Origin of the sequence: Micromonospora craniellae (assembly GCF_014764405.1) — a bacterium.
In the GTDB taxonomy this organism is placed as follows: domain Bacteria; phylum Actinomycetota; class Actinomycetes; order Mycobacteriales; family Micromonosporaceae; genus Micromonospora; species Micromonospora craniellae.
In genome coordinates, this window is the sequence record NZ_CP061725.1 from 6,770,139 (window position 1) to 6,794,546 (window position 24,408).

A 24,408-nucleotide genomic window follows, 5' to 3' on the forward strand; every position below is an offset into this window, starting at 1 on the left:
GACACGTTCTCAGCTCTCCCTTTCCGGCTGGTCGGTGATCTCGCCGGTGACGGTGTCGGTGCTGAATCGGTGCCGGGACAGCACGGCAGCACGGGCGATGACCATGCCGCCGACGGCCGATGTCGCCAGTTGCAGGACGATGGCGATGATCGCCTTGACCGTGTTCGGCAGGTGGGGGGCGATGAGGGCCGCTCCGGCGACGATGAAGGTGACACCGAGTCCGGCGGCGGTGGCCACGGCCGAGGTGCGGGTGTAGGGGTCGGGCAGGCGGTGCAGGCCGATGGCCGCGGCGACGAAGATGGCCGCGCCGAGGAGCGCGAGGACCTGTCCCACGATCTCCAGGGTCATCGGCGTCCGTTCGCGATCGCGCGGGCCAGGGAGACGGCGGCGAGGAACGCCACCAGGGTGGCGACCAGGACGAGGTCGAAGGTGCCCTGGCGGTGGGTTCTGACGCCGATCAGGGCGATGAGGCCGACGACGGCGAAGGTAAGCAGGTCGGCGGCGATGGCGCGATCGGCGGGTGTGGGCCCGCGGGCGATGCGGTAGGCCGACACGAGGAAGGCGAATCCGCAGCCGGCGATGGCGATGTCCAGAATGATCATGGTGGGTCTCCGAGGCTCATGGCGAGGAGCATGCGTCGTTCCATGTCGCGGAGGTCGGTCAGGGCGCTCTCGGTGTCCGGGTGGTACATGGAATGCACGAGCAGCGCCTGACCGTCCTGGTCGTGGGCGACCACGCCGAGGGTGAGGGTTCCGGGCGTGAGGGTGATCAGCACACCGATGAGCGCGACGTGGAGGTCGTTGCGGGAGTCCAGCGGCATGCGCACCACGCGGGGGGTGGTGGCCAGGCCCGGGGTGAGGATGTCGGCCAGGATCGTCCAGGAGGACCGCACGATCTGGCCGGCGAACCAGAGCGCGAACAGCACAAGCCGGATCGGGAGGGTGAGTAGGCGTGTCATCGCCGTACCGCCTCAAGGTAGGAGGTGGTGTCGAGCAGGCCGTCGGCGGCGGTGGAGGCCAGGCCGAGCAGGACCTCACCGCCGAGGCCGAGGCCGACGGTGACGGCCGCCAGGATCGCGGCCGGTACGGCCAGGCTGGTCTTGACCCTGGTGCGCTCGGCGGTGAGCAGTTGTCCGGTGCCGGCGGCCGGGTCGTCGGGGCTGTCCGGTGCGGCGGGCGCGGCGAACACCGCGTTCCAGATCTTCAGCATCGACAACAGGGTGATCAGGCTGACCGCGAGCGCGATGACGACCACTGCGAGGTGGCCCGCGTCGGCGGCGGCCATGATGAGGGTCAGTTTGGCCACGAACCCCGACAGCGGTGGCAGGCCGGCCAACGACAGTGCGGCGAGACCGAAGCTGACTGCGAGCACGGGTTCGCGGCGGACGATCCCTCGGAGCCGGTCGAGTCGGCCGGTGCCGTAGTGGGTCTCGATCGCGCCGGTGGACAGGAACAGCGACGCTTTGACGATCATGTGATGCAGCAGGTAGAAGATCCCGGCGGTCAGTCCGGCGGGGGTGAACAGGGCCACCCCGAGCAGGATGTAGCCGATCTGGCTGACCATGTGGAAGGCGAGGATCGAACGCATGGTGTCCGCGCCGACCGCGGCCAGCACGCCGACGAGCATCGTCGCGCTGAACACGACGAGGCCGATCCACAGGTAGCGCTGGTCCCCGTCGAACACCACGGCGTAGATGCGGTAGATCGCGTAGATCGCCACCTTGGTGTGCAGGCCGGAGAAGAGGGCGGTCACCGCCGGGGAGGTCGCGGGGTAGGCGCGGCCCAACCAGCCGTGGGTCGGCACCACCGCCGCCTTCATCGCCAGGGCGAACAGACAGATCGCGGTCGCGGCCGCCACCAGCGGCGAGTCGCCGGCGGCGCCGGCGAGTTCGGCCATGTTGACGGTGCCGGCAGTGCCGTAGAGCAGGCCGACCCCGGCAAGGAACACGGTGGAGACGAACAGGTTGAACGTCACGTACAACCGGGAGCCGCTCACCGCCGCCGGGTGACCCTGCCGCCGCCGGGCGAGGATGAACAGCCCGTACGACGGCAGCAGCATGACCTCGATGAAGACGAAGAGGTTGAACACGTCGGCGGTCAGCAGCGCACCGTTGACGCCGGCGGTCAGGGCCAGCACCAGCGGTGCGAACAACCGCAGCCGTCCGGTGCCGCTGGCCAGCGCGAACAGCACACAGACCAGGGTGAGCAGCCCGGTGACGGTCACCATGAGAGCCGCGAGGGTGTCGGCGACGAACGGGATCGCGATGCCGGGTGCCCAGCCGCCCACTCCGTGGGCGAAGACGGTGCCGTCGCGGGTCGCGGTCACCAGCGCGACACCGGCGGCCAGATTGGCGGCCAGCACGGTGACCAGCAGCCGGATCGGCCATCGGGTGTCGGCACGCGCGAAGGCCGTGACCCCGGTGCCGGCGAGCGGGACCGCCACGAGCAGCGGCAGCAGCGTACTGGTCACGACGTCGCCTCCTGCCGCGCATCAGCCTGGTCGGTACGGTCGGGCCCTGCGGTTGTCGTGGTGGGTTCGGTCGGCGCTGTGGGGACATCTGGCTGCGGCGGATCGGCCGACTGGTCGCCCGACGGTCGGGGCCGGCCGGTGACGGCCAGGACGAGCAGGTAGATCGTGATCGCGAAGGCGATCACGATGGCGGTCAACACGAACGCCTGCGGCAGCGGGTCGGCGGTGGTCGCCGGATCCGGGTCCTGTCCGAGCGGCTCGCCGCGCTGGTTGATGCCCCCGGAGCTGAGCAGGAGCAGGTTGACGCCGTGGCTGAGCAGGACGAAGCCCAGCACGACACGGAGGAAGTCGCGTTGCAGCAGGAGGTAGACCGCTGCGGTGACGAGCGCTCCGACGGTCAGCGCGAGAATCACGGCAGGGCCCCCCCGGTCTGGCGGACATCGGTGTGGGGCTGGTCCGGTGGCATCGACGGTTGTCGACCAGGAAGGTCCGCCGACGGGGTGCCGAGCAGGCGCAGGGCCGCCAGGATCACCCCGAACACCGCCAGGTACACGCCGACGTCGAAGACGAGGGCGGTAGTCAGTTTCACCCCGAGGACCTCGGCGTGCAGCGGTCGCAGGAACGAGCCGTCGAACAGGCCCAGCGCTCCGGTGGCGACCGCCACCACGATGCCGGCGCCGGCGATGGCCAGGTAGGGCCGCTGGAGCATGCGGGTACGGGCGGAGGACGCCGACAGGTACGCCAGCGCCAGCGCGCAGGTTCCCAGGAGGGCGGCGATGAACCCGCCACCCGGTGCGGTGTGGCCCCGCAGGAGCGCATAGAGCGAGCCGAGCAGCATCAGCGGGACGAGGAAGCGGTCGAGCACGGTCAGGAACACGGCGTTGCGCTGCGGGTCGGACAACGGGTTGTCTACCTGCGGCTGCGGTGTGCCCTCGACCGCCGGGTGGGCGGTGAGCAGGGCGCTCACCGCCATCGCCGCGACGGCGACGACGACGAGTTCACCGAAGGTGTCCAGGGCGCGGAAGTCCACCAGGATGGTGTTGACGATGTTGGTGCCGCCGGTGAGGCTCTGCGCCTCGCGCAGGAAGTGCTCCCCCGCCGGTGACAGCGGCCGGTGTCCGGTGAACGCCAGGGTCGCCAGGGTGGCCGTGATCCCGGCGGCGAGGGCGGCTGCGGCGGCCAGCACAGAGCGCCTGGTACCGACGGGGGCGAAGTGGGGACGCATACGACGCAGCACCAGCACCATGATCACGACCGTGAGGATCTCAACCAGCAGTTGCGTCAACGCCACGTCGGAGGCGCCGAGCACGAAGAACCACACGGCGACGGAGAACCCCACGACGCCGGTGGCGATGACCGCGGTCAGGCGTACCCGGGCGCGGACCACCGTGACGATCCCGACCACCAGGACCACCAGCAGCCCCACGTCCAGCGCGTGCGGACGCAGGGTGGGCGGCGCGCCCGGCCAGACGGCGACCACGCCGAGCCCGGCCAGCCCGAGCAGCACGACCGGCGTCGCGATGTGGGCCGCCGGGGCGTTGCTGCGGGTCAGGGCACCGACCCGGCGACCGAACGCGATGGTGCCGTCGTGCAGGGCCTGGACCGCCCGCACGCCCGAGCCCGGGAACAGCGCCCGGTCCAGGAGGCGGTCGGTGTGGCCCCGCCACACCGTCAGCAGCACACCGGCCGCGATGGCGAGCACCGACAGCATCAGCGGCCCACCGAAGCCGTGCCACAGGTAGACGCCGCCGACCTCGGCGAGCGGGGTGCCGGCGGTCGCCGCGGCCGCGTTGCGGACGAGGTCGGCGGGTAGCCAGGCGGCGACTCCGAGGACGGCACCAGCGAGCGCGGTGAGGCTGATCGCCGCGGACATCGACGCGGTCGGGCGCCACGGTCGGACCTCCGGGGCGGCCCCGGGGAGAAGGGTGAGGATCACCCGGGCGCTGTAGGCCACGGTCAGCACCGCACCGGCGGCGGCGACCAGCGCCACCAGCCAGCCGACCGCCGCCGCGGCGGGTGCACCGAGCATGGCCTCGAAGATCATCTCCTTGCTGATGAACCCGAGGGTCGGCAGGACTCCGGCCATGCTGGCCACGGCGAGTGTGATCATCGTCGCGGCCCACGGCATCGACCGTGCCAGGCCACGCAGCCGGCGCAGGTCGCGGGTGCCGGTACGCCGCTCCATCAGCCCGACGTGCATGAACGCGGCCGACTTGAACAGCGCGTGTGCGACGACGTGCACGCTCGCCGCCAGCATCGCCTCGGTGGTGCCGACACCGATCACCGCCACCAGCAAGCCGAGCTGGCTGACCGTCGAGTACGCCAGGAGTTCCTTCATGTCGTGGCGTTGCAGTGCGAACAGCGCGCCCATCACGGCGGTGAGCAGGCCGACGGTGACCAGCAGCACCGGCCAGACCGGCGCGTGTGACGCCGCACCGGCGAAGAGCATGAGCAGGTAGATGCCTGCCTTGACCATCGCGGCGGCATGCAGGTAGGCGCTGACCGGCGCGGGAGCGACCATCGCGTCGGCCAGCCACGAGTGGAACGGGAACTGAGCTGCCTTGGTCATCGCCGCCACCGCGACCAGCACCGCCACCGTGGTGCCGAACACCGGGTCGGCGCCCCACGCCGGGTGCGCCAACGCGGCGGTCAGCTCGGTGGTGCCCGTCCGAGCCGCGACGAGCGCCACGGCACCCAGCAGCGACAGCCCACCGGCCACCGTCACCAGCAACGTGCGGGTCGCCGGCGGCCCGGCGGTCGGGCCGGACCGCGCGATCAGCAGGTACGAGCAGACGGTGGTCAACTCCCACGCCACCCACAGCACCACCAGGTCGTCGGCCAGCACCAACAGCAGCATCGCCGCGGCGAACCCGGTCATCAGGGTGTAGAAGCCGCTCGGCCGCCGATCGGTGAGGTACGACGTCGAGTAGGCCATGATCACGGCGCCGATCCCGAGGACCAGCAGCGCGAACAGCATCGACAGCCCGTCGAGCCGCAGCCGCAAGGCCACGTCGACCGTCGGCATCCAGGCCACGGTCTCGGACACGGTCTGCGTACCCGCGCTGCCGTGGATGAGCGGCGCCGAGGCCAGCAGCAGTCCCGCTGCCAGGACCCAGCCGGCCTGCCGCCCGAGCAGGCGGGTGAGCACGGGGACCAGCGGCACCAATGCCGCGACGACGAGGAGAGTCAGGATCAGGGACATGACACAGCCCTGATCCGGTCGATGGGCGCGGGTGAGCTCAGCGGGAGGGCGACAAGGGGCACGGAGTCTCTTTCGGGGTCGGCTCGACTACCGCCGACCAGGCTTCCCGGCACACCCACCAGCCATCCTAGTCACATCCGCCCTGGTGAGCGAACTCCGATCCGGCGGAATCCCGGCATCGTGCCCGAGATGCCAGGTGAGACGACGGCCACAAGCGGATACGGCCATCGATATGATCGGTCTACCGAAGCGGGCGCCGGGCCACCGCTTGGATCTCGATCAGCAGGTGCGGGTGCGGCAACTGGTGCACGGCGACGGTGGTGCGGGTGGGACCGGTCTCGTCGAAGTACTCGGCGTATACCTCGTTGTAGCCGCCGAAGTCGTTCATGCTGACCAGATAGGTGGTGATCTGGACGAGGTCGTCGAGGTCGGCGCCGACGGATTGCAGGATGTCGCGGATGTTGTCGAGGACGGCCCGGGTCTGCGCGCGGATGTCGAGGTCGGTGACGCCCATGGGATCCGCGGTGGCGCCGACGATCGTGTTGTCCGGCCGGCGGCTGGACGTACCCGAGACGAAGATCAGGTCGCCGGCGACCTTGACGTGTGGGAACCGGCCGCGCGGCGTGGCCATGCCGGGCACCACGCCGCCGGGCCGGCTGTCGTGTCGGGCGCCGTTCTCGCTGGGCCGGCTCACGACGCGACCCGCAGGGACGCGGTGCCGAGCTTGTCGACGGTGACCCGGACGTGTGAACCGGCCCGGAGCCGCACGGCGGCGGTCGCCGCACCGGCGAGCAGGACCGAGTCGTCGGCCAGGTCCACCCCGCTGGCGGCGGCGAGCCGGACCGCTTCGGCAAGTGCCCGGCGGGGATCGCCGAGGATCGCGGCCGTGGATCCGGTCTGGACGGGCCGCCCGTCCACCTCCAGCAGTACGCCGAGGTTGTCGATCCCGTCCGGCAGCGGTTGCCAGGCACCGAGGACGAAGCCGCTCGCGGAGGTGTTGTCGGCGATGACCTCGGGCAGGGTGAAGCGGAAGTCGACGTACCGGGAGTCGATCACCTCAAGGGCCGGCGCGACCGCCGTGATCGCACCACCGTGGACGAGGAAGGCGACCTCCGGTTCGGCTTTGGGGTGGATGTGGGCGGACAGTCGGAGCGTGCCGCCGTCGGAGATGTGCATGGCGTCGGTGAGCCGACCCCAGATGACCTCGTCGACGCCCATCTGTGCCATCTTGGCCCGGCTGGTCAGCCCGAGCTTCAGTCCGACGGGACGTTCGCCGCGCGAGAGCCGGTGGTCGACCACGGCCTGCTGCACCCGGTAGGCGGTGGGTACGTCCAGCGCGGTGTCGGCGTCGAACTGCGGGATCGCGGTACGGCTGGTCGCCGCGTCGTCGAGGCGTCGGGCGAGGTGGTCGGTGGTGCTCATCGGCTTCCTCCGGTCGCGGTGGTCCGGTCGGTTGCGGCGACCAGGTCGAGGGCCACGTCGACGATCATGTCCTCCTGTCCGCCCACCATGCGGCGGCGGCCCAGCTCGACGAGGATCGACCGCACGTCGATCCCGTAGCGTTGCGAGGCCCGCTCGGCATGGCGCAGGAAGCTGGAGTAGACCCCGGCGTAGCCCAGGCTCAACGTCTCCCGGTCGACCCGGACCGGCCGGTCCTGCACCGGCCGGACCAGCTCGTCGGCGGCGTCCATCAGCGCGAACACGTCGCAGCCGTGATCCCAGCCGTGAAGTTCGGCGACGGCCACGAACACCTCCAGGGGTGCGTTGCCGGCGCCGGCGCCGTGCCCGGCCAGGGAGGCGTCGACCCGGATGGCGCCGTGCTCGACGGCGGCGACGCTGTTGGCCACACCGAGCGACAGGTTGTGGTGCGCGTGGATGCCGATCTGCGTGGCCGGGTCCAGGACCTGGCGGTACGCGTCGACGCGTTCGGCGACGTCGCGGGTCAGCAGCCGGCCGCCGGAGTCGGTGACGTAGACGCAGTGCGCCCCGTAGGACTCCATCAGCTTCGCCTGGGCCGCCAGCCCTGCCGGATCGTTCATGTGCGCCATCATCAGGAACCCGGACACGTCCATGCCGTTGTCGCGCGCCCACCCGATGTGCTGGGCCGAGATGTCCGCCTCGGTGCAGTGCGTGGCGATCCGTACGCTGGTCACGCCCAGGTCGCGGGCGGCCTTGAGGTCGGCGATCGTGCCGATGCCGGGGAGCAGGAGGGTGGTCAGTTTCGCGGTGGTGACCGCCTCGGCCGCCGCGGCGATCCAGTCCGCGTCGGATGCGGCGCCGTGCCCGTAGTTGACGCTCGATCCGGCCAGGCCGTCGCCGTGGGCGACCTCGATCGCCGCGACCCCGGCCGCGTCGAGGGCGGCGGCGATCGTGCGGACCTGGCCGACGGCGAACTGGTGCCGGACGGCGTGCATGCCGTCGCGCAGCGTCACGTCCTGGAGATAGAGCCTGGTCATGTCGGCACCTTCCGGTCGGTACGGAGTGCGACCATCCGTTCCGCCGTACGGAGTGCGGCGGAGGTCATGATGTCGAGGTTGCCGGCGTACGCGGGCAGGTAGTGCCCGGCGCCGGACACCTCCAGGAACGCCGACACCTGTACGCCGGTGAACCGGGTGCCCAGCGCGGGCACGTAGGTGTCGACGGGGTCGAACTGCACGCGTTGTTTGAGCCGGTAGCCGGGCACGTATCCGGCGACGGTGGCCACCATCGCCTCGATCGACGCCGCGACAGCGGACTGGTCGACGTCCCGGTCGGGGCAGAGGCAGTAGACGGTGTCTCGCATCATCATCGGTGGTTCCGCCGGGTTCAACACGATGATCGCCTTGCCACGACGGGCGCCGCCGACGACCTCGATCGCCCGTGCCGTCGTCTCGGTGAACTCGTCGATGTTCGCCCGCGTGCCGGGCCCCGCCGACCTGGAGGCGATCGATGCGACGATCTCCGCGTAGTGCACGGGTGTCACCTGGCCGACGGCGGCGACGACCGGGACGGTCGCCTGCCCGCCGCAGGTCACCATGTTCACGTTGGGCTCGTCTAGGTGCTCGTCGAGGTTGACCGGCGGCACCACGTACGGGCCGACGGCGGCCGGGGTCAGGTCCACCACCAAGCGGCCGTGCTCGCGCAGCAGGGCGGCGTGGCGGCGGTGCGATCCGGCCGACGTGGCGTCGAACACGACCCCGACGTCGGTGAACTCCGCCATCGTCAGCAGCCCGTCGATCCCGTCGGCGGTGGTGGCCACGCCGAGCCGGCGTGCCCTGGCGAGGCCGTCGGAGTCCGGGTCGACTCCGACCATCGCCGTCATCCGCAGCGTCTCCGACAGCCGCAGCACTTTGATCATCAGGTCGGTGCCGATGTTTCCCGGCCCGATCACGGCCACCCCTGTCATGCTGTCTCCTCCGGGCTGAAGCAGGCCCGGACCGAGCCCATGCCGGAGATCCGAGCCTCGTAGGTCGCACCGGCGGTGACCGGCACCATCGGTCCGAGTGCCCCGGACAGCACGAGGTCACCGGCTGCCAGCGGAGTACCCGTGCCGGCCAGGGTCTGCGCGAGCCAGGCCACCGCGTGGACGGGGTTGCCGAGGCAGGCGGCGCCCGCCCCGACCGACAGCGGTTCACCGGCGTGTTCGAGCACCATCCCGGCCAGTCGGAGGTCGACGTCTGACAGCGAGCGGGGTTGGTTGCCAAGCACGAACAGTCCGGCGGAGGCGTTGTCGGCGACGGTGTCCACGATCGAGATGTCCCAGCCGGCGATCCTGGAGTCGACGATCTCGATGGCGGGCAGGACGTAGTCGGTGGCCCGGATCACATCGGCGGGTGTCACCTGCGGGAACGGCAGGTCGGCGCCGAGCACGAAGGCGACCTCGGCCTCCACCCGAGGTTGCAGCAGCCGACCGGTGTCGATCTCGGTGCCGTCCGGGACCGCCATGTCGGCGAACAGCACTCCGAAGTCGGGCTGGTAGACGCCGAATGCCCTTTGGACGGCCGACGATGTCAGGCCGATCTTCGCGCCGACCCGGCGGCGGCCTGCCGCCTCCCACTGGGCGACCTGTTCCTGCTGCACCCGGTAGGCGGTGTCGACGTCGCCGACCGGGAGGAGGTTGCCGCGCAGCGGCGCGACGGGGGTACGTGTCTCGTAGGCGGTCCGCAGGAGTCGGGCGGCCCGGGCGACATCACTCATGACAGATCCACGCAGACGTTGGTCAGTTCGGAGTAGAAGTTCAGGGAGTGGGTGCCGCCCTCACGGCCGAGACCGGAGGCTTTGGCCCCGCCGAACGGGGTCCGCAAGTCCCGCAGGAACCACGTGTTGACCCACACGATGCCGGTCTCCAGGCGGGTGCCGGCCCGGTGCGCGCGGCCCACGTCCCGGGTCCAGACGGTGGCAGCCAGGCCGTAGTCGCTATCGTTGGCCAGTTCGAACGCCTCGTCCTCGTCGTCGAACGGCGCCACGTGGCAGACCGGGCCGAAGACCTCTTCCCGGTTGACGCGGGCGTCGGGCCCCAGACCGGTCAGCACGGTCGGACGGACGTAGGCACCGCCGTCGCGGGCGTCTGCGAACGTCGGTATGTCTCCGCCGGTGAGCACCATGGCACCCTCGGTACGGGCCAGGTCGTAGTAGCCCAGCACCTTGTCCTGGTGGGCGTGGGAGATCAGCGGCATGTTCGCCGTCGCCTCGTCGGCGGGCCAGCCGAAGGTCAGCTCGGCGGCGCGGGCGGCCAACCGGGTCACGAACTCGTCGAACACCGGTCGCTGCACGAGCAGTCGTTCGGTGCACAGGCACACCTGGCCGCCGTTGGTGAACGAGGAGCGCACCGAGCCCTCGATGGCGGCATCGAGGTCGGCGTCGGCGAAGACCAGGCCGGCGTTCTTGCCGCCCAACTCGAAGGAGACCGCCTTCACGCCGTCGGCCGCAGCCCGCATGATCGCCTGTCCGGTGGCCGACTCGCCGGTGAAGGTGATGGCGTCGACGTCCGGATGCTGGGTCAGGAATTCCCCCGCCGAGTCCGGTCCGAAACCGTGCACGACGTTGAAGACACCGTCGGGCACGCCGGCCGCCGCCATCACCTCGGCCAGCAGGGTTGCCGACGACGGCGTCTCCTCCGACGGTTTGACCACCACCGTGTTGCCGCAGGCGAGGGCCGGGGCGACCTTCCAGGTCAGCAGCAGCAGGGGCAGGTTCCAGGGCACGATCACCGCGACGACGCCGACCGGCTTGCGCACGGCGTAGTTCAGGGCGCGTCCGCCGGTGGGGGTCGGGGTCGTGAAGGATTCCGTCGGGGTGGTCGACACGATCTCGGCGAACGCGCGGAAGTTCGCCGCGCCGCGGGGGATGTCGAGGGTGCGGGCCTGGGAGATGGACTTGCCGGTGTCACCTACCTCCGCCGCCACCAGGTCGTCGAAGCGACGTTCCAGTTCGTCGGCGACCCGGTAGAGCACTGCGGCCCTCTCCCGCTCCCCCATCCGGCCCCAGGGTCCGCGCAGCGCCGAGCGGGCGGCGGCCACCGCGCCGTCCACGGTGGATCGGTCGGCCTCGGTGACGTAGCGGATGGTCTCGCCGGTGACCGGGGAGACCTTGTCGAAGTGCGTGCCGGACGTGTCGAACACGCCGTCGACGAAGTTCGGCAGGACGCTCGGCTCGCCGGCTGGTCGGCCGGCGAGCAGACTCGGGGACCAGAGCCCGTCGGTCATCAGGCGTGCCTTTCGGTCAGGGCGTGGTGGGCGCGGAGTCGTGGGTTTCGGCGGTCCCGGTGTCGGCGACCAAGGCGACCACGGCGGCGTCGACGGTGGACTCACCGGCCACCGAGGCGGCTGCCTCGTCGGTGACGACCAGCACGGTGGTGCCGACGCCGACGTTGAGCGGGTCGACGGCGACCAGTTCGGGGCCGTCGGGCCGGACCCGGACCCGGACGAGGCGTCGGCCCTGGAGTGAGGGCAGGATGCGGTCCGCCCACACTTTGCCGACGACCTCGCCGAGCACCATCAGGCTTCTCCGCGCAGGCCGGTCATGACCTCGCGGATCCGGGCGGTTTCAGGGTTGTCGAGCAGCGCCGCGGTGGTCGGGTGCGGTTTCGGGTAGACCTGCGAGCTGCGCAGGTCACCGTGGGCGCGGATGGCGGCCTCACCGGCGGCGACCGCCTGCCGGACGGCGGCGAGGGTGCCGCGTACGGCGACGGCGAGGTAGCCGCTGGTGACCCGTTCGACGCCGACGCAGCGTACGTCGGCGGTCTTGATCATGGCTTCGATGCCCGCAGAGAGGGCGACGACGCCGCGGGTCTCGACGATTCCGATGGCGATGTCGGAGGACATGTCTGGATCTCCTTACCGGCTGTCAGTTGCCGACGAGTTGGGGGTCGGCCGCCAACGCGCTGACGGCGTCGCAGGGGCTGGCGAAGACGATCGAGCGCACCGAACGGCTCTTGGCGCGGGCGGTCTCCTCGCCGATGTCGACGGCCTCCTCGACGGTGGCGAGGTCGCCGCGTACGGCGACGGCGATGATGCCGCCGCCGAGCCGGACGACCTTGGTGACCTCGACCTCGGTGGCCTTCACCATCGCGTCGACGGCGTCGAAGATGGGGGTGAAGCCCTCGGCTTCGACGAAGCCCACGGCTGTGTTCCGCATGCTGTCTCCTCTAGTGGTGGTCTGGCAGGTTCCAGGACAGGACGGCGCCACCGGTGCCCCAGATCGGGCCGTAGGCGTGCAGGTGTGCCGGGCCGCCGCTCGCCCCGGCGCCCGCGGCGAAGGCCAGTGCCCGGAACTGGCTGTCGGCCTGGGCCTGTCGGGCGAACTCCTCGCGGACGGCGAGAGCATCGTCTATCTTGCCGGCGGTGAGCAGGTCGAGGATCCGGGTGTTCCACTGCTCGTGGGCGGGTGCGCCGATACGGTCCTGGTCGGGTTCGATCCACTGTTGGATGAGCCCGGAGGACATCCCGGTCACCACGACGACGGCGGCACGGAGTCCGGCGTCGCGGGCGGCGGCGGCACCGGCGCGTCCGACGGCGGCGAGGGTGTCGGCGTCGGCGTAGAGGTTGCAGGAGACCTGTGCCCAGCGCAGTCTGCGCTCCGGGTCGAGCAGGGCGGAGGTGACGATGGTGCCGGTGTCGATCGGGAATCCGTCGTAGCGGGTCCGTCGGGCCTGGAGTCCGTCGGACTGCACGCGGGCGGCCCAGCGTTCGGTGAAGTCGACGTCGAAGCGGAGGTCGTAGTCGAGCAGGCCGTAGTCGTAGGCGTACCAGTTCTCGTCGACGTGCTGGCCGCGCGGGTTGGGGTCGCACTGGAACTGGTGTCCCAGCACGGTGAACCACTGGGTGGACAGCAGCAGCACCACGTCGGGTTCGAGTCGGCGCAGCCGGGTGCCCACGTCGCGGGCGGCGGCGGCCAGGGCCGACCAGCTCGGTGCGGGGTGCTCGGCGAGCAGGTGTGGCATGCCGGGCAGCAGTGCTCCGGCGACGATTCCGGTCCGGTCAGCCATGGTGGTTCCCCTCGGGTACCCATTCAACGACCGCGTTGCCGGTGCCGATGATCGTGCCGTAGCCGAGGACGTCACCGGCGACCTTGGGCCAGCCCATCGCGGCGAGCATCCAGGTGAGGCTGCCGGCCTTGGTCTCGCTGGCGGTGGCCTCGATGTGTTCGGGGATGAGTTCGCGCAGCGGTGCGGTCGGTCCGCGTCGGATCGCTTCGAGCAGTTTCATGTCCCACCGGTACTGGTGGTTGTTGTAGGGGTGTTCCCGTTCCATGTCCTCGGGCAGTTCCGGTTCCTCGTGCCAGTGCAGGTGGGACAGGGAGTTGGAGGCGAGCAGGACGGCGCGGCGGCCGGTGGCCTCGACGGCCCGTCGGGTGGCTTCGCCGAGGACCTCCATCTCCTCCAGGGAGGCGTCGGAGTAGAAGTACGGGTTGTTGTTGGCCGAGAGGGAGACCACCGGGATGTCCCAGGCCGGGTTCGCCAGGTGCAGGGCGCCGATGGTGGCGTAGTCGACGCGGACTCGGGGGTCGTGCAGGGTGCGGGTGACCAGGCCGAGCCCGTTGGCCTCCTCGGCGATGGCCTCGCCGAGCTCCACGTCGGTGCGGAAGTCGTAGTGGTAGCGGAACAGGTGCGGGAAGATCGGTTCGACCGAGGTGCCGCGCGGGTTCGGTACGCAGTTGACGTGGTGACCGACCATCGTGATCCAGTGCGGGGCGTGCACGATGAGCACGTCGGGCTTGTGGACCTCGCGGATGCGTGTGCGCAGGCGCTCGTAGGCCCAGCGCAGCGTCTCCCAGCCGCCGGTGGACCGTGGTTCGTTCTGCGGTGGGTTCTCGGCGTAGATCAGGTGTGGTGGGTGTGGGCTGAGGCAGCCGGCGGCGATGCCGCACCGCCGCGTCGGGGCGGACGGTTGCGGGGTGCGTGGGGCGGTGGTGGCACCGCCGCGGGCCGGTGCGACCGGTACCCGGAAGACCTTGCTCATGAGCGTCCTTCCCCGTGGAGTACCCGCACGTGGGAGCGGTCGTGTGGGGCGGCGCCGAGGATCTGCAGCCCGTCGTCGTCGACGGCGAGTTCGTCGGCGGCCAGGGCGGTGTCGTGTCGGATCCAGGCCCGCAGCGGGGCGGGATGTCCGCCGTGGACCTCGACGAGGGTGTCCTCGGCCAGGCCGCTGTCGGGGGCGACGTAGGCCAGGCGTCGCTGTCCGCGCTGTCCGGTGTAGGCCGGCTGGGTGGTGACGGTGGTGCGCAGCCAGCGTCGCTGGTCGCGGAGCCGCTGGCGGGTGGCGGCGGTCGCGGTGGGGTCGACGCGGCCGGCGGGGTCGAGTTCGACGCCGTAGCGCTGTCGTGCCTCGGCGGCGCTCAGGTACTCCTGGCTGACGTCGTCGGCGACGTGTTCGGGCAGCCGATCCAGCGGGTCGCCCCAGCCGCCGCCGCCGGCCGACTCCATGACCAGCAGGTCTCCGGCGCGCATCGGGAAGCCGGCCACCTTGCCGGGGGTGGCGAAGTCGACGCGTTCGCCGTCGGGGCGCCGGATGTGGGTCACGGTGGGTGCGCCCGGGCCGCCGTGCCGAAGGCCGTAGGGCGGGACGGTGGTGCGGTCGGTCTGCACCGAGTACGCGCCGCCGCTGGCCAGCAGGCGGGTCTCTCGGCGGCTGCCCAGTCCGCCCCGCCGGGCACCGTCGCCACTGGAGCCGGTGCGCAGCTCGCAGGCCTCGACGAGGATCGGGATCTCGGTCTCCAGTCGTTCGACGGACTGGATGGTGGAAATGTCGCCCAGGTCGACGGGGTTCATGGCGCTGGGGCCGTCGGACTCCAGGAATCCCCCGTTGCCGCCGGCCGGGTAGTCGTAGTAGAGGTATGGCCGGCCGGTGTGTTCGTCGACGCCACCGATGAGGTTCTGGAAGGTGGTGCCGAACTGGTCGGCGGCGATGAGGTCGGGTGCGACCTGGCTGAGTGCGGCCATCACGGCCGATATGACGCGTTTGCGGACCTCGCTGTGGGCGTTGGCCGGGGCCGGGTAGCTGACGTGCACGACCGTGCCGGGTTCGGTGTGCACCCGCAGGGGCCGGAACGCGCCGTGGTTGACCAGGCCGCCGGGGTCCAGGGCGGACTTGACTGCGATGAAGACGCCGGCGACGGTCATCGCCCGCGAGGAGTTGACCACGGCGGCGACCTGGGTGGACGAGCCACGGAAGTCGGCCTCGATCTCGTCGCCGTCGACGGTGAGCGCGCAGCGGACGATGGCGGCGTCGTAGTGCCCGTCGGTGTAGAGGTCGAGGTAGTCCTCGTAGCGGTAGGTGCCGTCGGGCAGGGCCTGGATCATGGTGCGCAGGCGGTGCTCGGTGCGGTCCATGTTGGCGGCGACGGATTCCAGGATCAGGCCGGTGCCGTGCCGGGCGACGAGTTCGCGCAGACGGCGTTCGGCGGTGTGGCAGGCGGCGATGCTGGATTCAAGGTCACCACGGCGTTCCTCGGCCATCCGGACGTTGGCGAAGACGATGTCGAACGCGGCGCGGTTGGGTCGTCCCTGCTCGATGAGCTTGATCGGGGGGATCCGCAGCCCCTCCTGAAGGATCTCGGTGGCCTGGCCGGAGACGCTGCCCGGGGTCATGCCGCCGATGTCGGCCCAGTGCATGCGCACGCAGGGGAACAGGAAGAGTTCTCCGTCGACGAAGACCGGGCTGATCAGGGTGACGTCGTTCAGGTGGCTGCCACCGCGGTAGGGGTCGTTGACGATGTAGAGGTCACCGGGGCGCATCTCGTCGGCGAAGTCGGCGAAGATCTCGGCGACCGAGGCGGGCATGGCGATGACGTGGCCGGGCATGTCCCGGCCCTGGGCGACCATCTGTCCCTGGGGGTCGAACAGGGCGCAGGAGAAGTCCTGTGCGTCGGCGATCACCGGCGAGTGTGCGGTGCGGAAGATCGTTTGCCGCATCTCCCGGACGATCGAGATGAGACCTTCGGTGACGACTTCCAGGTCGATCGGGTTCACAGTCATGCGGATGCCTCACTGGTTCCGGCTCGATCCCGGTGGTGGGAGAACGGACCATCTGGGGTGGGCCACCGTGGGTGGGCCATCTCTTGGGGTGGACCATGATGCACTGGACCACAATGTGGTCCTAGGATTATATTATGAAACCTAGCAACCGAGAAGGTGGGAAGCAAGATGTCGTACGCCACTGACACCAGCCCGGACGACGGGCCGACGCCCCGGGAGTCCGGCACCCAGGCGCTCGACCGCGCCCTGAGCGTGCTGCTCGCCTTCCGTGGCACCGACGCCGAGCGCAAGGTCAGCGACGTCAGCCGCGAGCTCGGCCTACACAAGTCGACCGCCAGCCGGCTGTTCCGCGCGCTGGCCGACGCCGGCTTCCTGCACCGCAACGAGGACAACGGCAACTACCGGCTCGGGGTCACCGTCTTCGAGCTCGGCGCGCGCTACCTCGCCGGCCTGGACCTGCACACCCTCGCCCGTCCCCTGGTGCACCGGCTGGCCGAGGAGGAGGGCGAGAGCGTCAACCTGTCGGTCCTGGAGGACCTCGACGCGATCTCCATCCACGTCGTACAGGGCACCCGCAACCTGCAACTCGTCTCCCGGCTCGGCCGGCGCATCCCGCTGTGGTGCAGCGCCGCCGGCAAGGCCCTGCTGATCGACCAGGACGACGCCGCGCTGCGCGCCACGCTGGCCGACGCGCCGTTCACCGCGCTGACCGCCCACACGATCACCGACCTGGACACCTTCGTGTCCCGGATGGCGACCGTCCGGAAGCAGGGCTGGGCGCTCAACGACCAGGAGAGCGAGGAGGGACTGCGGGTCGTGGCCGCACCGGTGCGCGACCGCCACGGCCGGGTCACCGGCGCCGTCAGCGTCTCCGGTCCGATCTTCCGCCTCGACGAGGAACGGGTGACGCAACTGGCCGCCGCGGCCCGCCGCACCGCCGACGAGCTGTCCCGACAACTCGGGTACGGCTTCGGCGACGTCTGGGGCGACTGACCGGGTCAAAACCGCTCCTGGACGACGTCGGGCCGGATCCGTACGTGGAGCAGGGCCGGGCCGGTCGAGGGCAGCACCTCGTCGAAGGCCGCCCGCGCACTCGCCTCGTCGGTGACCGTCCACGCCGGCACCCCGAGCGCGCGGGCCACGGCCGCGAGGTCCCGCTCGGGGAAGCGGGCCAGTTCGGGGTCGACCCCACGCGGGGCGAGTTTGCGCACCTCCGCGCCGTACGCGGCGTCGTCCAGGAGGACCAGCAGCACCGGTGCGCCGACCCGGGCCAGGGTGTCCAGCTCGCCGAGACCGGTGAGCAGGCTGCCGTCGCCCTCGAAGGCGACCACCGGCCGGTCGGGACGGCCGACGGCGGCGCCCACCGCGAACGGCAGTCCGACGCCGATGCTGCCGAACTCCCACGGCGCGAGGAAGGACCGGTCGGTGGCGGCCGAGTCCAGCAGCAGGTTGGGCCAGCCACCGAAGTGACCGACGCCCACCACCGTGGTCCGCTCGCGCGGCAGCCGTTCGGCGCAGATCCGGATGAACGCCCGGGGGTCGATGCGGCCCGGCCGGGACTCGATGTCCAGTCCCGCGAACGCGTCGGCGCCCGCCAGGTCGGCGGCCAGGGCCGGGCTGCGCCAGTGCGGTCGGTCCACCGGTGCCAGCACCGCCGACACCGCCGCCGCCGTCTGCCCCGCGTCGCCCAGCACACCGGCCGTCACCGGCCAGCGGGCCCCGATCGCGGCCGGGTCGACGTCCACCGCGACCAGCACCGCGTCCGGGAAGAGCGCCCCGTGGTCGGCGGTCCACCGGTTGAGCCCGGCACCGAAGATGACCACCAGGTCCGCCCCGGCCAGGGTCCGCCGGGTCAGCGGCCGGGACAGCCCGCCGGCCACCCCGAGGTCGTACGGATGCCCGCGGAACAGACCGGCGGCCATCAGCGTGGTGGCGAGCAGGGCCCCGCTGCGGTCGGCGAGGTCCCGGATCGCGGCGGCGGCCGGTTCGGTGCCCCGGCCGGCGAGTAGCACCGGGCGGTGCGCGGTACGCAGCCGGTGCGCGAGCGCGTCGACGTCGGCGGGGTCCGGGTTGAGTGGTCGTGGCGCGCGGGGCACCATCGGCGCCGGGAGCGGCGGGTGCGGTGGGACCGGCTCGTCGGCCAGGTCGATCGGCACGTTCAGCACCACCGGGCCGGGCAGTTCGCGGGCGGCCCGGAACGCCACTGCGACGTCCCGGGTCGCGGTGCCGGCGGTGTGCACCGGGACGAAGGTGCCCGCCGTGGCCAGCGCGTACGGCTGCTGGTCGAAGTGCTGCACGTGCAGCGGGTCGCCGGGCGGCGTGTCGCCGGCGAGCAGGACCAGCGGGGTGCGGGCCTGCCGGGCGATGGTCAGCGCGGCGCCGGCCACCGCCAGTCCCGGCCCCTGGGTGACGGTGGCGACGCCGCAGCGACCGGTGGTGCGGGCGTACCCGTCGGCCATCATCACCGCGGCGTTCTCGTTGCGGGCCGCGACGAACCGGACGCCGTGCCGCTCGACCAGGTCGGCGACCAGGTACATGTTGGCGTCACCGAGCAGACCGAAGACGGTGTCGACGCCGTGCGCCACGACGGCGTCGGCGATCGCCTCGAACACCCTCACCGCGCGTCCCCGTCGAGGTAGCCGCCGGGCGGGCGCAACGCGACGCTCAGCGCGCCGAGGAAGGAGTCGTTGGCCGCCGCGTCGAAGCGGGGACCGGCCAGCCGGGCGGCACGCTTGGTCATCGTGCGGCCGACCATCGAGGTGGCCAGCAGCCGGTCGGTGATCGCGTCCACGGCGGCGGGCAGGTCGTCGGCGGCGACCACGCGGGTGACCAGGCGCAGGTCGAGCAGTTCGGCGGGTTCGACCCGTTCGCCGAGCAGCAGCCACCGCTTGGCCAGGTCGGCGCCGACCAGGTCGGCGAGGATCGCCATGCCGCTCCAGGTCAGCGGGATGCCGTAGGTCACCTCGGGGAAGGTGAAGAACGCGGTGTCGGCGGCCACCCGCAGGTCGCTGGCGAGCCCGATGACGGCGCCCGAGCCGATGGCCGGCCCGTTGAAGGCGGCGACCGTGGTCTGCTCCAGCCGGTACCAGCGTTCGACGAGGTCGGCGGTGCGCCGCTGGACGTGCATGGTGGTCTCGGGATCGAGGTCGGCCAGTTCACGCAGGTCGGTGCCGGCGCAGAACGCCGTGCCCTCGCCGGTGAGCACCACCACCTCCACCGTGCGGTCGCGTCCGAGTTCGTGCAGCACGTCCTCGAAGCGGGCGAGCATGTCGAGGTCGAAGCTGTTGCGTCGGGCGGGCCGGTGCAGGGTCACCTTGGCCAACCGGCCGGAGCGGTGCAGCAGGACGGACTGGTCAGTGGTCATGGTGACTCCGAGGTCAGGAGGGCACGGTCGACGAGCGCGGCGGCGTGGCCGACGTACGACAGCGGGTCGAGCAGCTCGGCCAGTTCCGGGCCGGGCAGGGCGGCGGCCACCTGCGGGTCGGCGCGCAGCACGTCGACGAACGGCCGGTTCTGCGCCAGGCTGTCGCGGACGATCCGCATCACCAGGTGGTGGGCCTGCTCCCGGCCCAACGGGCCGGCGAGGCGGAGCATGATCGCCTCGGAGAGCACCAGCCCGCCGGTGAGGTCCAGGTTGGCGCGCATCCGGTCCGGGTCGACGCCGAGGTCGCCGAAGACCTCGACCAGCCGTTCCAGGGCACCGCCGATGAGAATGAAGCACTCCGGCAGCAGTTTCCACAGCGTCATGCCGACGCCCATGTCGCGGTCGTCCTGCGCGACCATGGTCTGCATCGCCAGCGGGACCTGGGCGCGCAGCGTGCCGGCGGCGGCGATCACCGCCTCGCAGCGGATCGGGTTGCGTTTGTGCGGCATGGTGCTGCTGCCGACCTGGGTGGCGCGCTGCGGTTCGTGGGCCTCGCCGACCTCGGTGCGGCCCAGGAAGTAGATCTCGCGGGCCAGTTTCTCGGCGCTGGAGGCGACCAGTCCGAGGACCATCAGGCACTCGGCGAACCGGTCCGAGGTGGCGTGCCACGGGGTGTCGGCGACGCCGAGGCCGAGTTCGTCGGCCACGGCCCGTTCCAGGGCGAACGCCTGCGGACCGTAGCCGGCCATGGTGCCGGCGGCGCCACCCATGCTGGTCACCAGCAGCCGTTCGCGCATCTGGACCAGGCGGGTGCGGTGCCGTTGCAGTTCGCTCTGCCACACCGCGCAGCGCAGGCCGAACGTGGTCGGCAGCGCCTGCTGGCCGTGGGTGCGGGCGGCCATCGGGGTGGCGCGGTGTCGCAGGGCCAGCCGGCGCAGGATGCGGACCAGTTCGTCGACCTGGCGGGAGACGATGTCCAGGCCAGCCCGGGCGCGCAGCACGAACCCGGTGTCCATCACGTCCTGAGTGGTGGCGCCGAGGTGGACGTAGCGGCCGGCATCCCCCTGGCAGGCGGCGGTCAGCGCCCGGACCAGTGGCACGAGCGGGTGCACGGTGTCGGCGGCGTCGGCGGCGAGCACCGTGGTGTCCAGCCGGTCGAGCCGGGCCGCGTCGGTGATCGCCTGGGCGGCGGACGACGGGATGATGCCGAGGCCGGCCTGGGCGCGGGCCAGGGCCGCCTCGACGTCGAGCCAGGACTGCATGAGTCGGCGGTCGTTGAACACGCCGCGCATCTCGGCGTTGCCGAAGAAGCTGGTGACGGTCAACGAGTCCAGGAAGCACGAGCCGAGCTGCATCAGCGTCGTTCCTCACCGGTGAGCAGGGCGAGCGCGGCGCGTCGGTCGACCTTGCCGGACGGCAGCAACGGCAGGTCCCCGACGGTACGGATCAGCGTCGGCACCTTGTGTCGGGCGAGTCGGGTGGCGGCCGTCCCGGTGAGCCGGTCGTGGTCGGGTTCGGTGCCCGGGGCGGCGACGACGAGGGCGGCGACTTCCTCGCCCCAGCGGGGTGACGGCAGGCCGAGTACGCACACCTGGGCGACGGCGGGGTCGTCGAGCAGGGCCGCCTCGACCTCGGCCGGGCTGATGTTCTCGCCGCCCCGGATGATCAGTTCCTTGACCCGGCCGGTGAGGGTGAGGATCCGGTCGGTGTCCAGCGCGCCCAGGTCGCCGGTGCGCAGCCAGCCGTCGGTGGTGATCGCGGCCTCGGTGGCGGTCGGGTCGTCGACGTACCCGGCCGTCACCGACTCGCCGCGGACCAGCAGCTCACCGGGCTGGCCGGCGGGCAGTTCGGTGCGGGTGCCGGGGGTGACGACGACGGCGCCCAGGTCCGCGACGATCCGGCCGACGGTGTCGCCGGGGCTGCCGCAGCTCCCGTCGCCGGGGTCGACGCTGATCGTCGGGCCGGCCTCGGTCTGTCCGTAGATCACGGCGATGCGGTCCAGGCCGAGGACCCGGCGGGTGCGGGCGAGCAGCGCCGGTGGGCACGGCGCGCCGCCGAGGAAGCCCACCCGTAGCGAGGACAGGTCGAAGCGGTCCGGTGCGGTCTCGACGGTGTCGGCGAGCATGGTGGCCATCGTCGGGACGGCCTGGAGCACGGTGCACCGGTGCCGGGCGATCTGGGTGAGCACCGGTTCGGAGCGGAAGCGGCTCACCGACACCCACAATGCTCCGGTGACCAGCGCCAGGACGGCGCCGCTGCCGAGTCCGGCCGCGTGGGCCAGAGGCAGCGGTGAGGCGATCCGGTCGGCGGCGCGGAGTCCGGCGGTGTCGGCGGTCCAGCGCGCGTTGGCGATCAGGTTGCGGGCGCTGAGCGCGACCATCTTGGCCGGGCCGGTGGAGCCGGAGGTGAACTGGATGTTCAGGGTGGCGTCCGGGTGGCCGGCGGGGGCGGGCGCGGTGCCGTCGCCGATCCCGGCCAGGTTGTCGCCGAGGATGTGCCAGCCGTACGGGCGGGCGGACGCGGGCAACGCACCGAGGGCCTGCGCGGCGGTGGCGGCGCCGTCGCGGTCGCGGATGTGGCGGGCGACGAAGAGTCGGCGGGGGCGGCTGCGGGCCAGTGCCGTGGTCAGTTCCGGGGCGCTCAGGCCGGGGTGCAGGGTCACCAGGGCGGCACCGCGCCATGCCGCGGCGGCCAGCAGGACCAGCCAGTCGAGGCTGTTCTCGGCCCACACCGCGATCCGGTCGCCACGGCCGACGTCGAGCGCGGCCAGCGTGGCCGCCCGCCGCCCGGCGAGGTCGGCGAACTCCCCCGCCGACACCGGCCGGTCCTGGTCGAAGGCGTACAGGGGGCGGTCCGGGTGCTGGGCGGCGTGGTCCAGGACGGTGGCGTCGAGGGCGTTGGTCACCGGATCACTCCTTGACGAGCAGCAGGTTTCCGTGGTTGTCGACGGTCGCGGTCCACCCGGTGCCGACCACGGTCGTGCTGCCGTTCTCCCGGATGACGGCCGGACCGGCGACCGTGCCGCCGGGGGCCAGGTCGGTACGGCGGTGGACGGTGGCGTCGACCCAGCCGTTCGCGCCGTAGACGCGGGTCGGTTCGGGCTGCGGGGTGGTGCCGGCCGGGGCCGTGAACCGTACGGCGGGTCGGGGGCCGTAGGCGGTCAGCCGGCAGTTGACGATCTCGGCCGGGTGACCGGAGCGGGCGTAGGCGTACCGCTCGGCGTAGGCGGCGTGGAAGGCCGCGACCAGTTCCTCGGCGGTGGCCGGTAGGTCCTCGACGGGGACGGCGAGGTCGAAGGACTGGCCCCGGAACCGCATGCCCACCGACAGGCCGAAGGTGACCTGGTCGGGTTCGACGCCGTCCTCGGCCTTGAGTTGGGCCCGCGCGGTGTCGCGCAGTTCGGCCACGACGGCGCGTACGGCACCGAGTCCGCTCTCGTCGGCCGGCACCAGCACGGTGCGGACGTAGTCGTGCCGGGCCTGGGCGGTGACGAAGCCGAGGGCGGAGAAGTTGCCCGGTACCGGTGGCACGAGGACCCGGCGGATGCCCAGGTCGTCGGCGAGCACGGTGGCGTGCATCGGGCCGGCGCCGCCGAAGGGCATCAGCACGAAGTCGCGGGGGTCGTGACCGCAGGCGACGGAGATCTCCTTGATCGCGCTGGTCATCTTGGCGGTGGCGATGGTGAGGATGCCGTGTGCCAGTTCCAGGTCGTCGAGACCGAACTCGGTTGCCAGGCGGTTCATGGCCGTCCGGGCGGCGGCGACGTCGAGGCGTACCTCGCCGCCGAGGCTCTCCTGGGGGTCGAGGTGACCGACGAGCAGGTGGGCGTCGGTGGTCGTCGGCTCGGTGCCGCCCCGGCCGTAGGCGGCGGGGCCGGGGGTGGAGCCGGCGCTGCGGGGGCCGATGCGCAGTTCGCCGCCGAGGTCACGCCAGGCGATCGAACCGCCACCAGCGCCGATCGTGTTGATCTCGACCTGGAAGGTGCGGTTCGGGTAGCCGGCGATCGTCCCGTCGTTGGTCATCAACGGGGTGCCGTTCTTGATCAGGCAGACGTCGGTGCTGGTGCCACCGATGTCGCAGGTGATCACGTTCGGGTAGCCGGCCAGGCCGGCGACGTGGACGCTGGCGGCGACACCGCCGGCCGGGCCGGACAGGGCCAGGTTGATCGGTAGCCGGCCGGCCTCCTCGGTGGACACCACGCCGCCGCTGCTGGTCATGATCGACAGCGGGTGGGCGTAGCCGCCCGCCGCGAGGGTGTCACCGAGTCCGCGCAGGTAGTCCGAGACGGTGGAGCGGACGCTGGCGTTGAGCACGGTGGTGGCGAAGCGCTCGTACTCGCCCTGCTCCGGCACCACCTCGGAGGAGATGGTGCAGACCAGGTCGGGATAGCGTTCGGCGAGGCGGGCGGCGGCGGCCCGCTCGTGGGCCGGGTTGCGGTAGGAGTGCAGCAGGCAGACGGCCACGGCCTTCGGCCCGGCGGCGGCCACCCGGTCCAGCACGCTGTCGAGGGCGGCGGTGTCCAGTGGCCGCACGACGCTGCCGTCGGCGCCGATGCGCTCGGGCAGGACGTGCCGCAGGCGACGGGGGGTCAGCGGGGGACGTCCCGCCTCCTTGACGCTGTAGAGCTGCGGCCGGTGCCCGAGTCCCATCTCCAGGACGTCGCGGAAGCCCTCGGTGGCGACCACGCTGACCGGCTCGCCGGAGCCTTCCAGCAGCGCGTTGGTGACCCGGGTGGTGCCGTGGACGAAGCGATCGACCTCGTCGAGGCGTACGCCGAGCTTGGCCAGCCCCTCGAAGATGGCCGCGGCCGGGTCGTCGGGCGTGGACAGGGTCTTGGCCTCGGCGAGCCGGGCGGTGGCCGGCTCGTACACGATGACGTCGGTGAAGGTGCCACCGATGTCGACGCCGATGCACAGCATG

General features: G+C 71.8%; 24 protein-coding genes. 1 reads left to right on the top strand and 23 read right to left on the bottom strand.

Features of this window, described 5'->3' with window-relative positions; genetic code table 11:
- Positions 1-9: 9 nt before the first annotated feature.
- From ID554_RS30855 to ID554_RS30940, 18 genes are all read right to left on the bottom strand, one after another.
- The gene (locus ID554_RS30855; RefSeq protein WP_117230035.1) at positions 10-348 is read right to left on the bottom strand and encodes a cation:proton antiporter; all 339 of its coding nucleotides are present in this window, start codon (positions 346-348) and stop codon (positions 10-12) included.
- Positions 345-602: a monovalent cation/H+ antiporter complex subunit F gene (locus ID554_RS30860; protein ID WP_117230034.1), complete on the bottom strand. Its 258-nt coding sequence runs from the start codon at positions 600-602 to the stop codon at positions 345-347. Before ID554_RS30860 ends, ID554_RS30855 begins: the two co-directional genes overlap by 4 nt.
- Positions 599-958, bottom strand: coding sequence for a Na+/H+ antiporter subunit E (locus ID554_RS30865; protein ID WP_117230033.1), 360 nt, complete (start codon positions 956-958; stop codon positions 599-601). The genes ID554_RS30860 and ID554_RS30865 overlap by 4 nt, the downstream gene beginning before the upstream one ends.
- The gene (locus ID554_RS30870; protein WP_117230032.1) at positions 955-2,469 is read right to left on the bottom strand and encodes a monovalent cation/H+ antiporter subunit D family protein; all 1,515 of its coding nucleotides are present in this window, start codon (positions 2,467-2,469) and stop codon (positions 955-957) included. Before ID554_RS30870 ends, ID554_RS30865 begins: the two co-directional genes overlap by 4 nt.
- Positions 2,466-2,882 (bottom strand): sodium:proton antiporter, encoded by a 417-nt coding sequence (locus ID554_RS30875; RefSeq protein WP_117230031.1) that lies wholly within the window; start codon positions 2,880-2,882, stop codon positions 2,466-2,468. The genes ID554_RS30870 and ID554_RS30875 overlap by 4 nt, the downstream gene beginning before the upstream one ends.
- Entirely contained in the window at positions 2,879-5,671 is a 2,793-nt protein-coding gene (locus ID554_RS30880) for a DUF4040 family protein (RefSeq protein ID WP_117230030.1), read from the bottom strand. The genes ID554_RS30875 and ID554_RS30880 overlap by 4 nt, the downstream gene beginning before the upstream one ends.
- A 241-nt stretch (positions 5,672-5,912) precedes the next feature.
- Entirely contained in the window at positions 5,913-6,302 is a 390-nt protein-coding gene (locus ID554_RS30885) for a RidA family protein (protein ID WP_117230055.1), read from the bottom strand.
- Between the two features lie 59 nt (positions 6,303-6,361).
- Entirely contained in the window at positions 6,362-7,093 is a 732-nt protein-coding gene (locus ID554_RS30890; protein ID WP_117230029.1) for a 2-keto-4-pentenoate hydratase, read from the bottom strand.
- On the bottom strand, positions 7,090-8,127 hold the full coding sequence (gene dmpG, locus ID554_RS30895) for a 4-hydroxy-2-oxovalerate aldolase (protein WP_117230028.1): 1,038 nt from the start codon (positions 8,125-8,127) through the stop codon (positions 7,090-7,092). The genes ID554_RS30890 and dmpG overlap by 4 nt, the downstream gene beginning before the upstream one ends.
- Positions 8,124-9,056, bottom strand: coding sequence for an acetaldehyde dehydrogenase (acetylating) (locus tag ID554_RS30900; RefSeq protein WP_117230027.1), 933 nt, complete (start codon positions 9,054-9,056; stop codon positions 8,124-8,126). The genes dmpG and ID554_RS30900 overlap by 4 nt, the downstream gene beginning before the upstream one ends.
- A complete protein-coding gene (locus ID554_RS30905; RefSeq protein ID WP_117230026.1) occupies positions 9,053-9,847 on the bottom strand; it encodes a 2-keto-4-pentenoate hydratase in 795 nt (264 codons plus the stop codon). The genes ID554_RS30900 and ID554_RS30905 overlap by 4 nt, the downstream gene beginning before the upstream one ends.
- The gene (locus ID554_RS30910) at positions 9,844-11,355 is read right to left on the bottom strand and encodes a 2-hydroxymuconic semialdehyde dehydrogenase (protein WP_117230025.1); all 1,512 of its coding nucleotides are present in this window, start codon (positions 11,353-11,355) and stop codon (positions 9,844-9,846) included. Before ID554_RS30910 ends, ID554_RS30905 begins: the two co-directional genes overlap by 4 nt.
- Positions 11,356-11,371: 16 nt before the next feature.
- On the bottom strand, positions 11,372-11,647 hold the full coding sequence (locus ID554_RS30915; RefSeq protein ID WP_117230024.1) for a EutN/CcmL family microcompartment protein: 276 nt from the start codon (positions 11,645-11,647) through the stop codon (positions 11,372-11,374).
- The gene (locus ID554_RS30920) at positions 11,647-11,973 is read right to left on the bottom strand and encodes a BMC domain-containing protein (RefSeq protein ID WP_117230023.1); all 327 of its coding nucleotides are present in this window, start codon (positions 11,971-11,973) and stop codon (positions 11,647-11,649) included. Before ID554_RS30920 ends, ID554_RS30915 begins: the two co-directional genes overlap by 1 nt.
- Before the next feature lie 22 nt (positions 11,974-11,995).
- Positions 11,996-12,286 (bottom strand): BMC domain-containing protein, encoded by a 291-nt coding sequence (locus ID554_RS30925; RefSeq protein ID WP_117230022.1) that lies wholly within the window; start codon positions 12,284-12,286, stop codon positions 11,996-11,998.
- Between the two features lie 10 nt (positions 12,287-12,296).
- Complete coding sequence (locus ID554_RS30930; protein WP_117230021.1) at positions 12,297-13,136, bottom strand: DODA-type extradiol aromatic ring-opening family dioxygenase; 840 nt, start codon at positions 13,134-13,136, stop codon at positions 12,297-12,299.
- On the bottom strand, positions 13,129-14,109 hold the full coding sequence (locus ID554_RS30935; protein ID WP_117230020.1) for a DODA-type extradiol aromatic ring-opening family dioxygenase: 981 nt from the start codon (positions 14,107-14,109) through the stop codon (positions 13,129-13,131). The genes ID554_RS30930 and ID554_RS30935 overlap by 8 nt, the downstream gene beginning before the upstream one ends.
- On the bottom strand, positions 14,106-16,124 hold the full coding sequence (locus tag ID554_RS30940; RefSeq protein ID WP_117230019.1) for a hydantoinase B/oxoprolinase family protein: 2,019 nt from the start codon (positions 16,122-16,124) through the stop codon (positions 14,106-14,108). The genes ID554_RS30935 and ID554_RS30940 overlap by 4 nt, the downstream gene beginning before the upstream one ends.
- A 168-nt stretch (positions 16,125-16,292) precedes the next feature.
- Between ID554_RS30940 and ID554_RS30945 the strand changes: the two genes are divergently transcribed.
- Positions 16,293-17,117 (top strand): IclR family transcriptional regulator, encoded by an 825-nt coding sequence (locus tag ID554_RS30945; protein ID WP_223884354.1) that lies wholly within the window; start codon positions 16,293-16,295, stop codon positions 17,115-17,117.
- 5 nt (positions 17,118-17,122) lie between these two features.
- Here ID554_RS30945 and ID554_RS30950 read toward each other — a convergent pair whose 3' ends face one another.
- The 5 genes from ID554_RS30950 to ID554_RS30970 are packed head-to-tail and all read right to left on the bottom strand — an operon-like array spanning position 17,123 to position 24,407.
- The gene (locus ID554_RS30950; protein ID WP_117230017.1) at positions 17,123-18,742 is read right to left on the bottom strand and encodes a thiamine pyrophosphate-binding protein; all 1,620 of its coding nucleotides are present in this window, start codon (positions 18,740-18,742) and stop codon (positions 17,123-17,125) included.
- A complete protein-coding gene (locus tag ID554_RS30955) occupies positions 18,739-19,488 on the bottom strand; it encodes an enoyl-CoA hydratase/isomerase family protein (RefSeq protein WP_117230016.1) in 750 nt (249 codons plus the stop codon). Before ID554_RS30955 ends, ID554_RS30950 begins: the two co-directional genes overlap by 4 nt.
- Positions 19,485-20,843 carry an adenylosuccinate lyase gene (gene purB, locus ID554_RS30960; RefSeq protein WP_117230015.1) on the bottom strand — a complete coding sequence of 453 codons (1,359 nt, stop codon included), beginning with the start codon at positions 20,841-20,843 and terminating at the stop codon, positions 19,485-19,487. Before purB ends, ID554_RS30955 begins: the two co-directional genes overlap by 4 nt.
- On the bottom strand, positions 20,843-22,393 hold the full coding sequence (locus tag ID554_RS30965; protein WP_117230014.1) for a class I adenylate-forming enzyme family protein: 1,551 nt from the start codon (positions 22,391-22,393) through the stop codon (positions 20,843-20,845). Before ID554_RS30965 ends, purB begins: the two co-directional genes overlap by 1 nt.
- Positions 22,394-22,397: 4 nt before the next feature.
- Complete coding sequence (locus tag ID554_RS30970) at positions 22,398-24,407, bottom strand: hydantoinase/oxoprolinase family protein (protein WP_117230013.1); 2,010 nt, start codon at positions 24,405-24,407, stop codon at positions 22,398-22,400.
- Between the last annotated feature and the right edge of the window lies 1 nt (position 24,408).

Excerpts from the sequence above, each read along its gene's own strand:
- ID554_RS30855 (WP_117230035.1), bottom strand. The coding sequence starts at position 348 with ATGACCCTGGAGATCGTGGGACAGGTCCTCGCGCTCCTCGGCGCGGCC.
- ID554_RS30860 (WP_117230034.1), bottom strand. The coding sequence starts at position 602 with ATGATCATTCTGGACATCGCCATCGCCGGCTGCGGATTCGCCTTCCTC.
- ID554_RS30865 (WP_117230033.1), bottom strand. The coding sequence starts at position 958 with ATGACACGCCTACTCACCCTCCCGATCCGGCTTGTGCTGTTCGCGCTC.
- ID554_RS30880 (WP_117230030.1), bottom strand. The coding sequence starts at position 5,671 with ATGTCCCTGATCCTGACTCTCCTCGTCGTCGCGGCATTGGTGCCGCTG.
- ID554_RS30885 (WP_117230055.1), bottom strand. The coding sequence starts at position 6,302 with ATGGCCACGCCGCGCGGCCGGTTCCCACACGTCAAGGTCGCCGGCGAC.
- ID554_RS30890 (WP_117230029.1), bottom strand. The coding sequence starts at position 7,093 with ATGAGCACCACCGACCACCTCGCCCGACGCCTCGACGACGCGGCGACC.
- dmpG (WP_117230028.1), bottom strand. The coding sequence starts at position 8,127 with ATGACCAGGCTCTATCTCCAGGACGTGACGCTGCGCGACGGCATGCAC.
- ID554_RS30900 (WP_117230027.1), bottom strand. The coding sequence starts at position 9,056 with ATGACAGGGGTGGCCGTGATCGGGCCGGGAAACATCGGCACCGACCTG.
- ID554_RS30905 (WP_117230026.1), bottom strand. The coding sequence starts at position 9,847 with ATGAGTGATGTCGCCCGGGCCGCCCGACTCCTGCGGACCGCCTACGAG.
- ID554_RS30910 (WP_117230025.1), bottom strand. The coding sequence starts at position 11,355 with ATGACCGACGGGCTCTGGTCCCCGAGTCTGCTCGCCGGCCGACCAGCC.
- ID554_RS30915 (WP_117230024.1), bottom strand. The coding sequence starts at position 11,647 with ATGGTGCTCGGCGAGGTCGTCGGCAAAGTGTGGGCGGACCGCATCCTG.
- ID554_RS30920 (WP_117230023.1), bottom strand. The coding sequence starts at position 11,973 with ATGTCCTCCGACATCGCCATCGGAATCGTCGAGACCCGCGGCGTCGTC.
- ID554_RS30925 (WP_117230022.1), bottom strand. The coding sequence starts at position 12,286 with ATGCGGAACACAGCCGTGGGCTTCGTCGAAGCCGAGGGCTTCACCCCC.
- ID554_RS30930 (WP_117230021.1), bottom strand. The coding sequence starts at position 13,136 with ATGGCTGACCGGACCGGAATCGTCGCCGGAGCACTGCTGCCCGGCATG.
- ID554_RS30935 (WP_117230020.1), bottom strand. The coding sequence starts at position 14,109 with ATGAGCAAGGTCTTCCGGGTACCGGTCGCACCGGCCCGCGGCGGTGCC.
- ID554_RS30940 (WP_117230019.1), bottom strand. The coding sequence starts at position 16,124 with ATGACTGTGAACCCGATCGACCTGGAAGTCGTCACCGAAGGTCTCATC.
- ID554_RS30945 (WP_223884354.1), top strand. The coding sequence starts at position 16,293 with ATGTCGTACGCCACTGACACCAGCCCGGACGACGGGCCGACGCCCCGG.
- ID554_RS30955 (WP_117230016.1), bottom strand. The coding sequence starts at position 19,488 with ATGACCACTGACCAGTCCGTCCTGCTGCACCGCTCCGGCCGGTTGGCC.
- purB (WP_117230015.1), bottom strand. The coding sequence starts at position 20,843 with ATGCAGCTCGGCTCGTGCTTCCTGGACTCGTTGACCGTCACCAGCTTC.
- ID554_RS30970 (WP_117230013.1), bottom strand. The coding sequence starts at position 24,407 with ATGCTGTGCATCGGCGTCGACATCGGTGGCACCTTCACCGACGTCATC.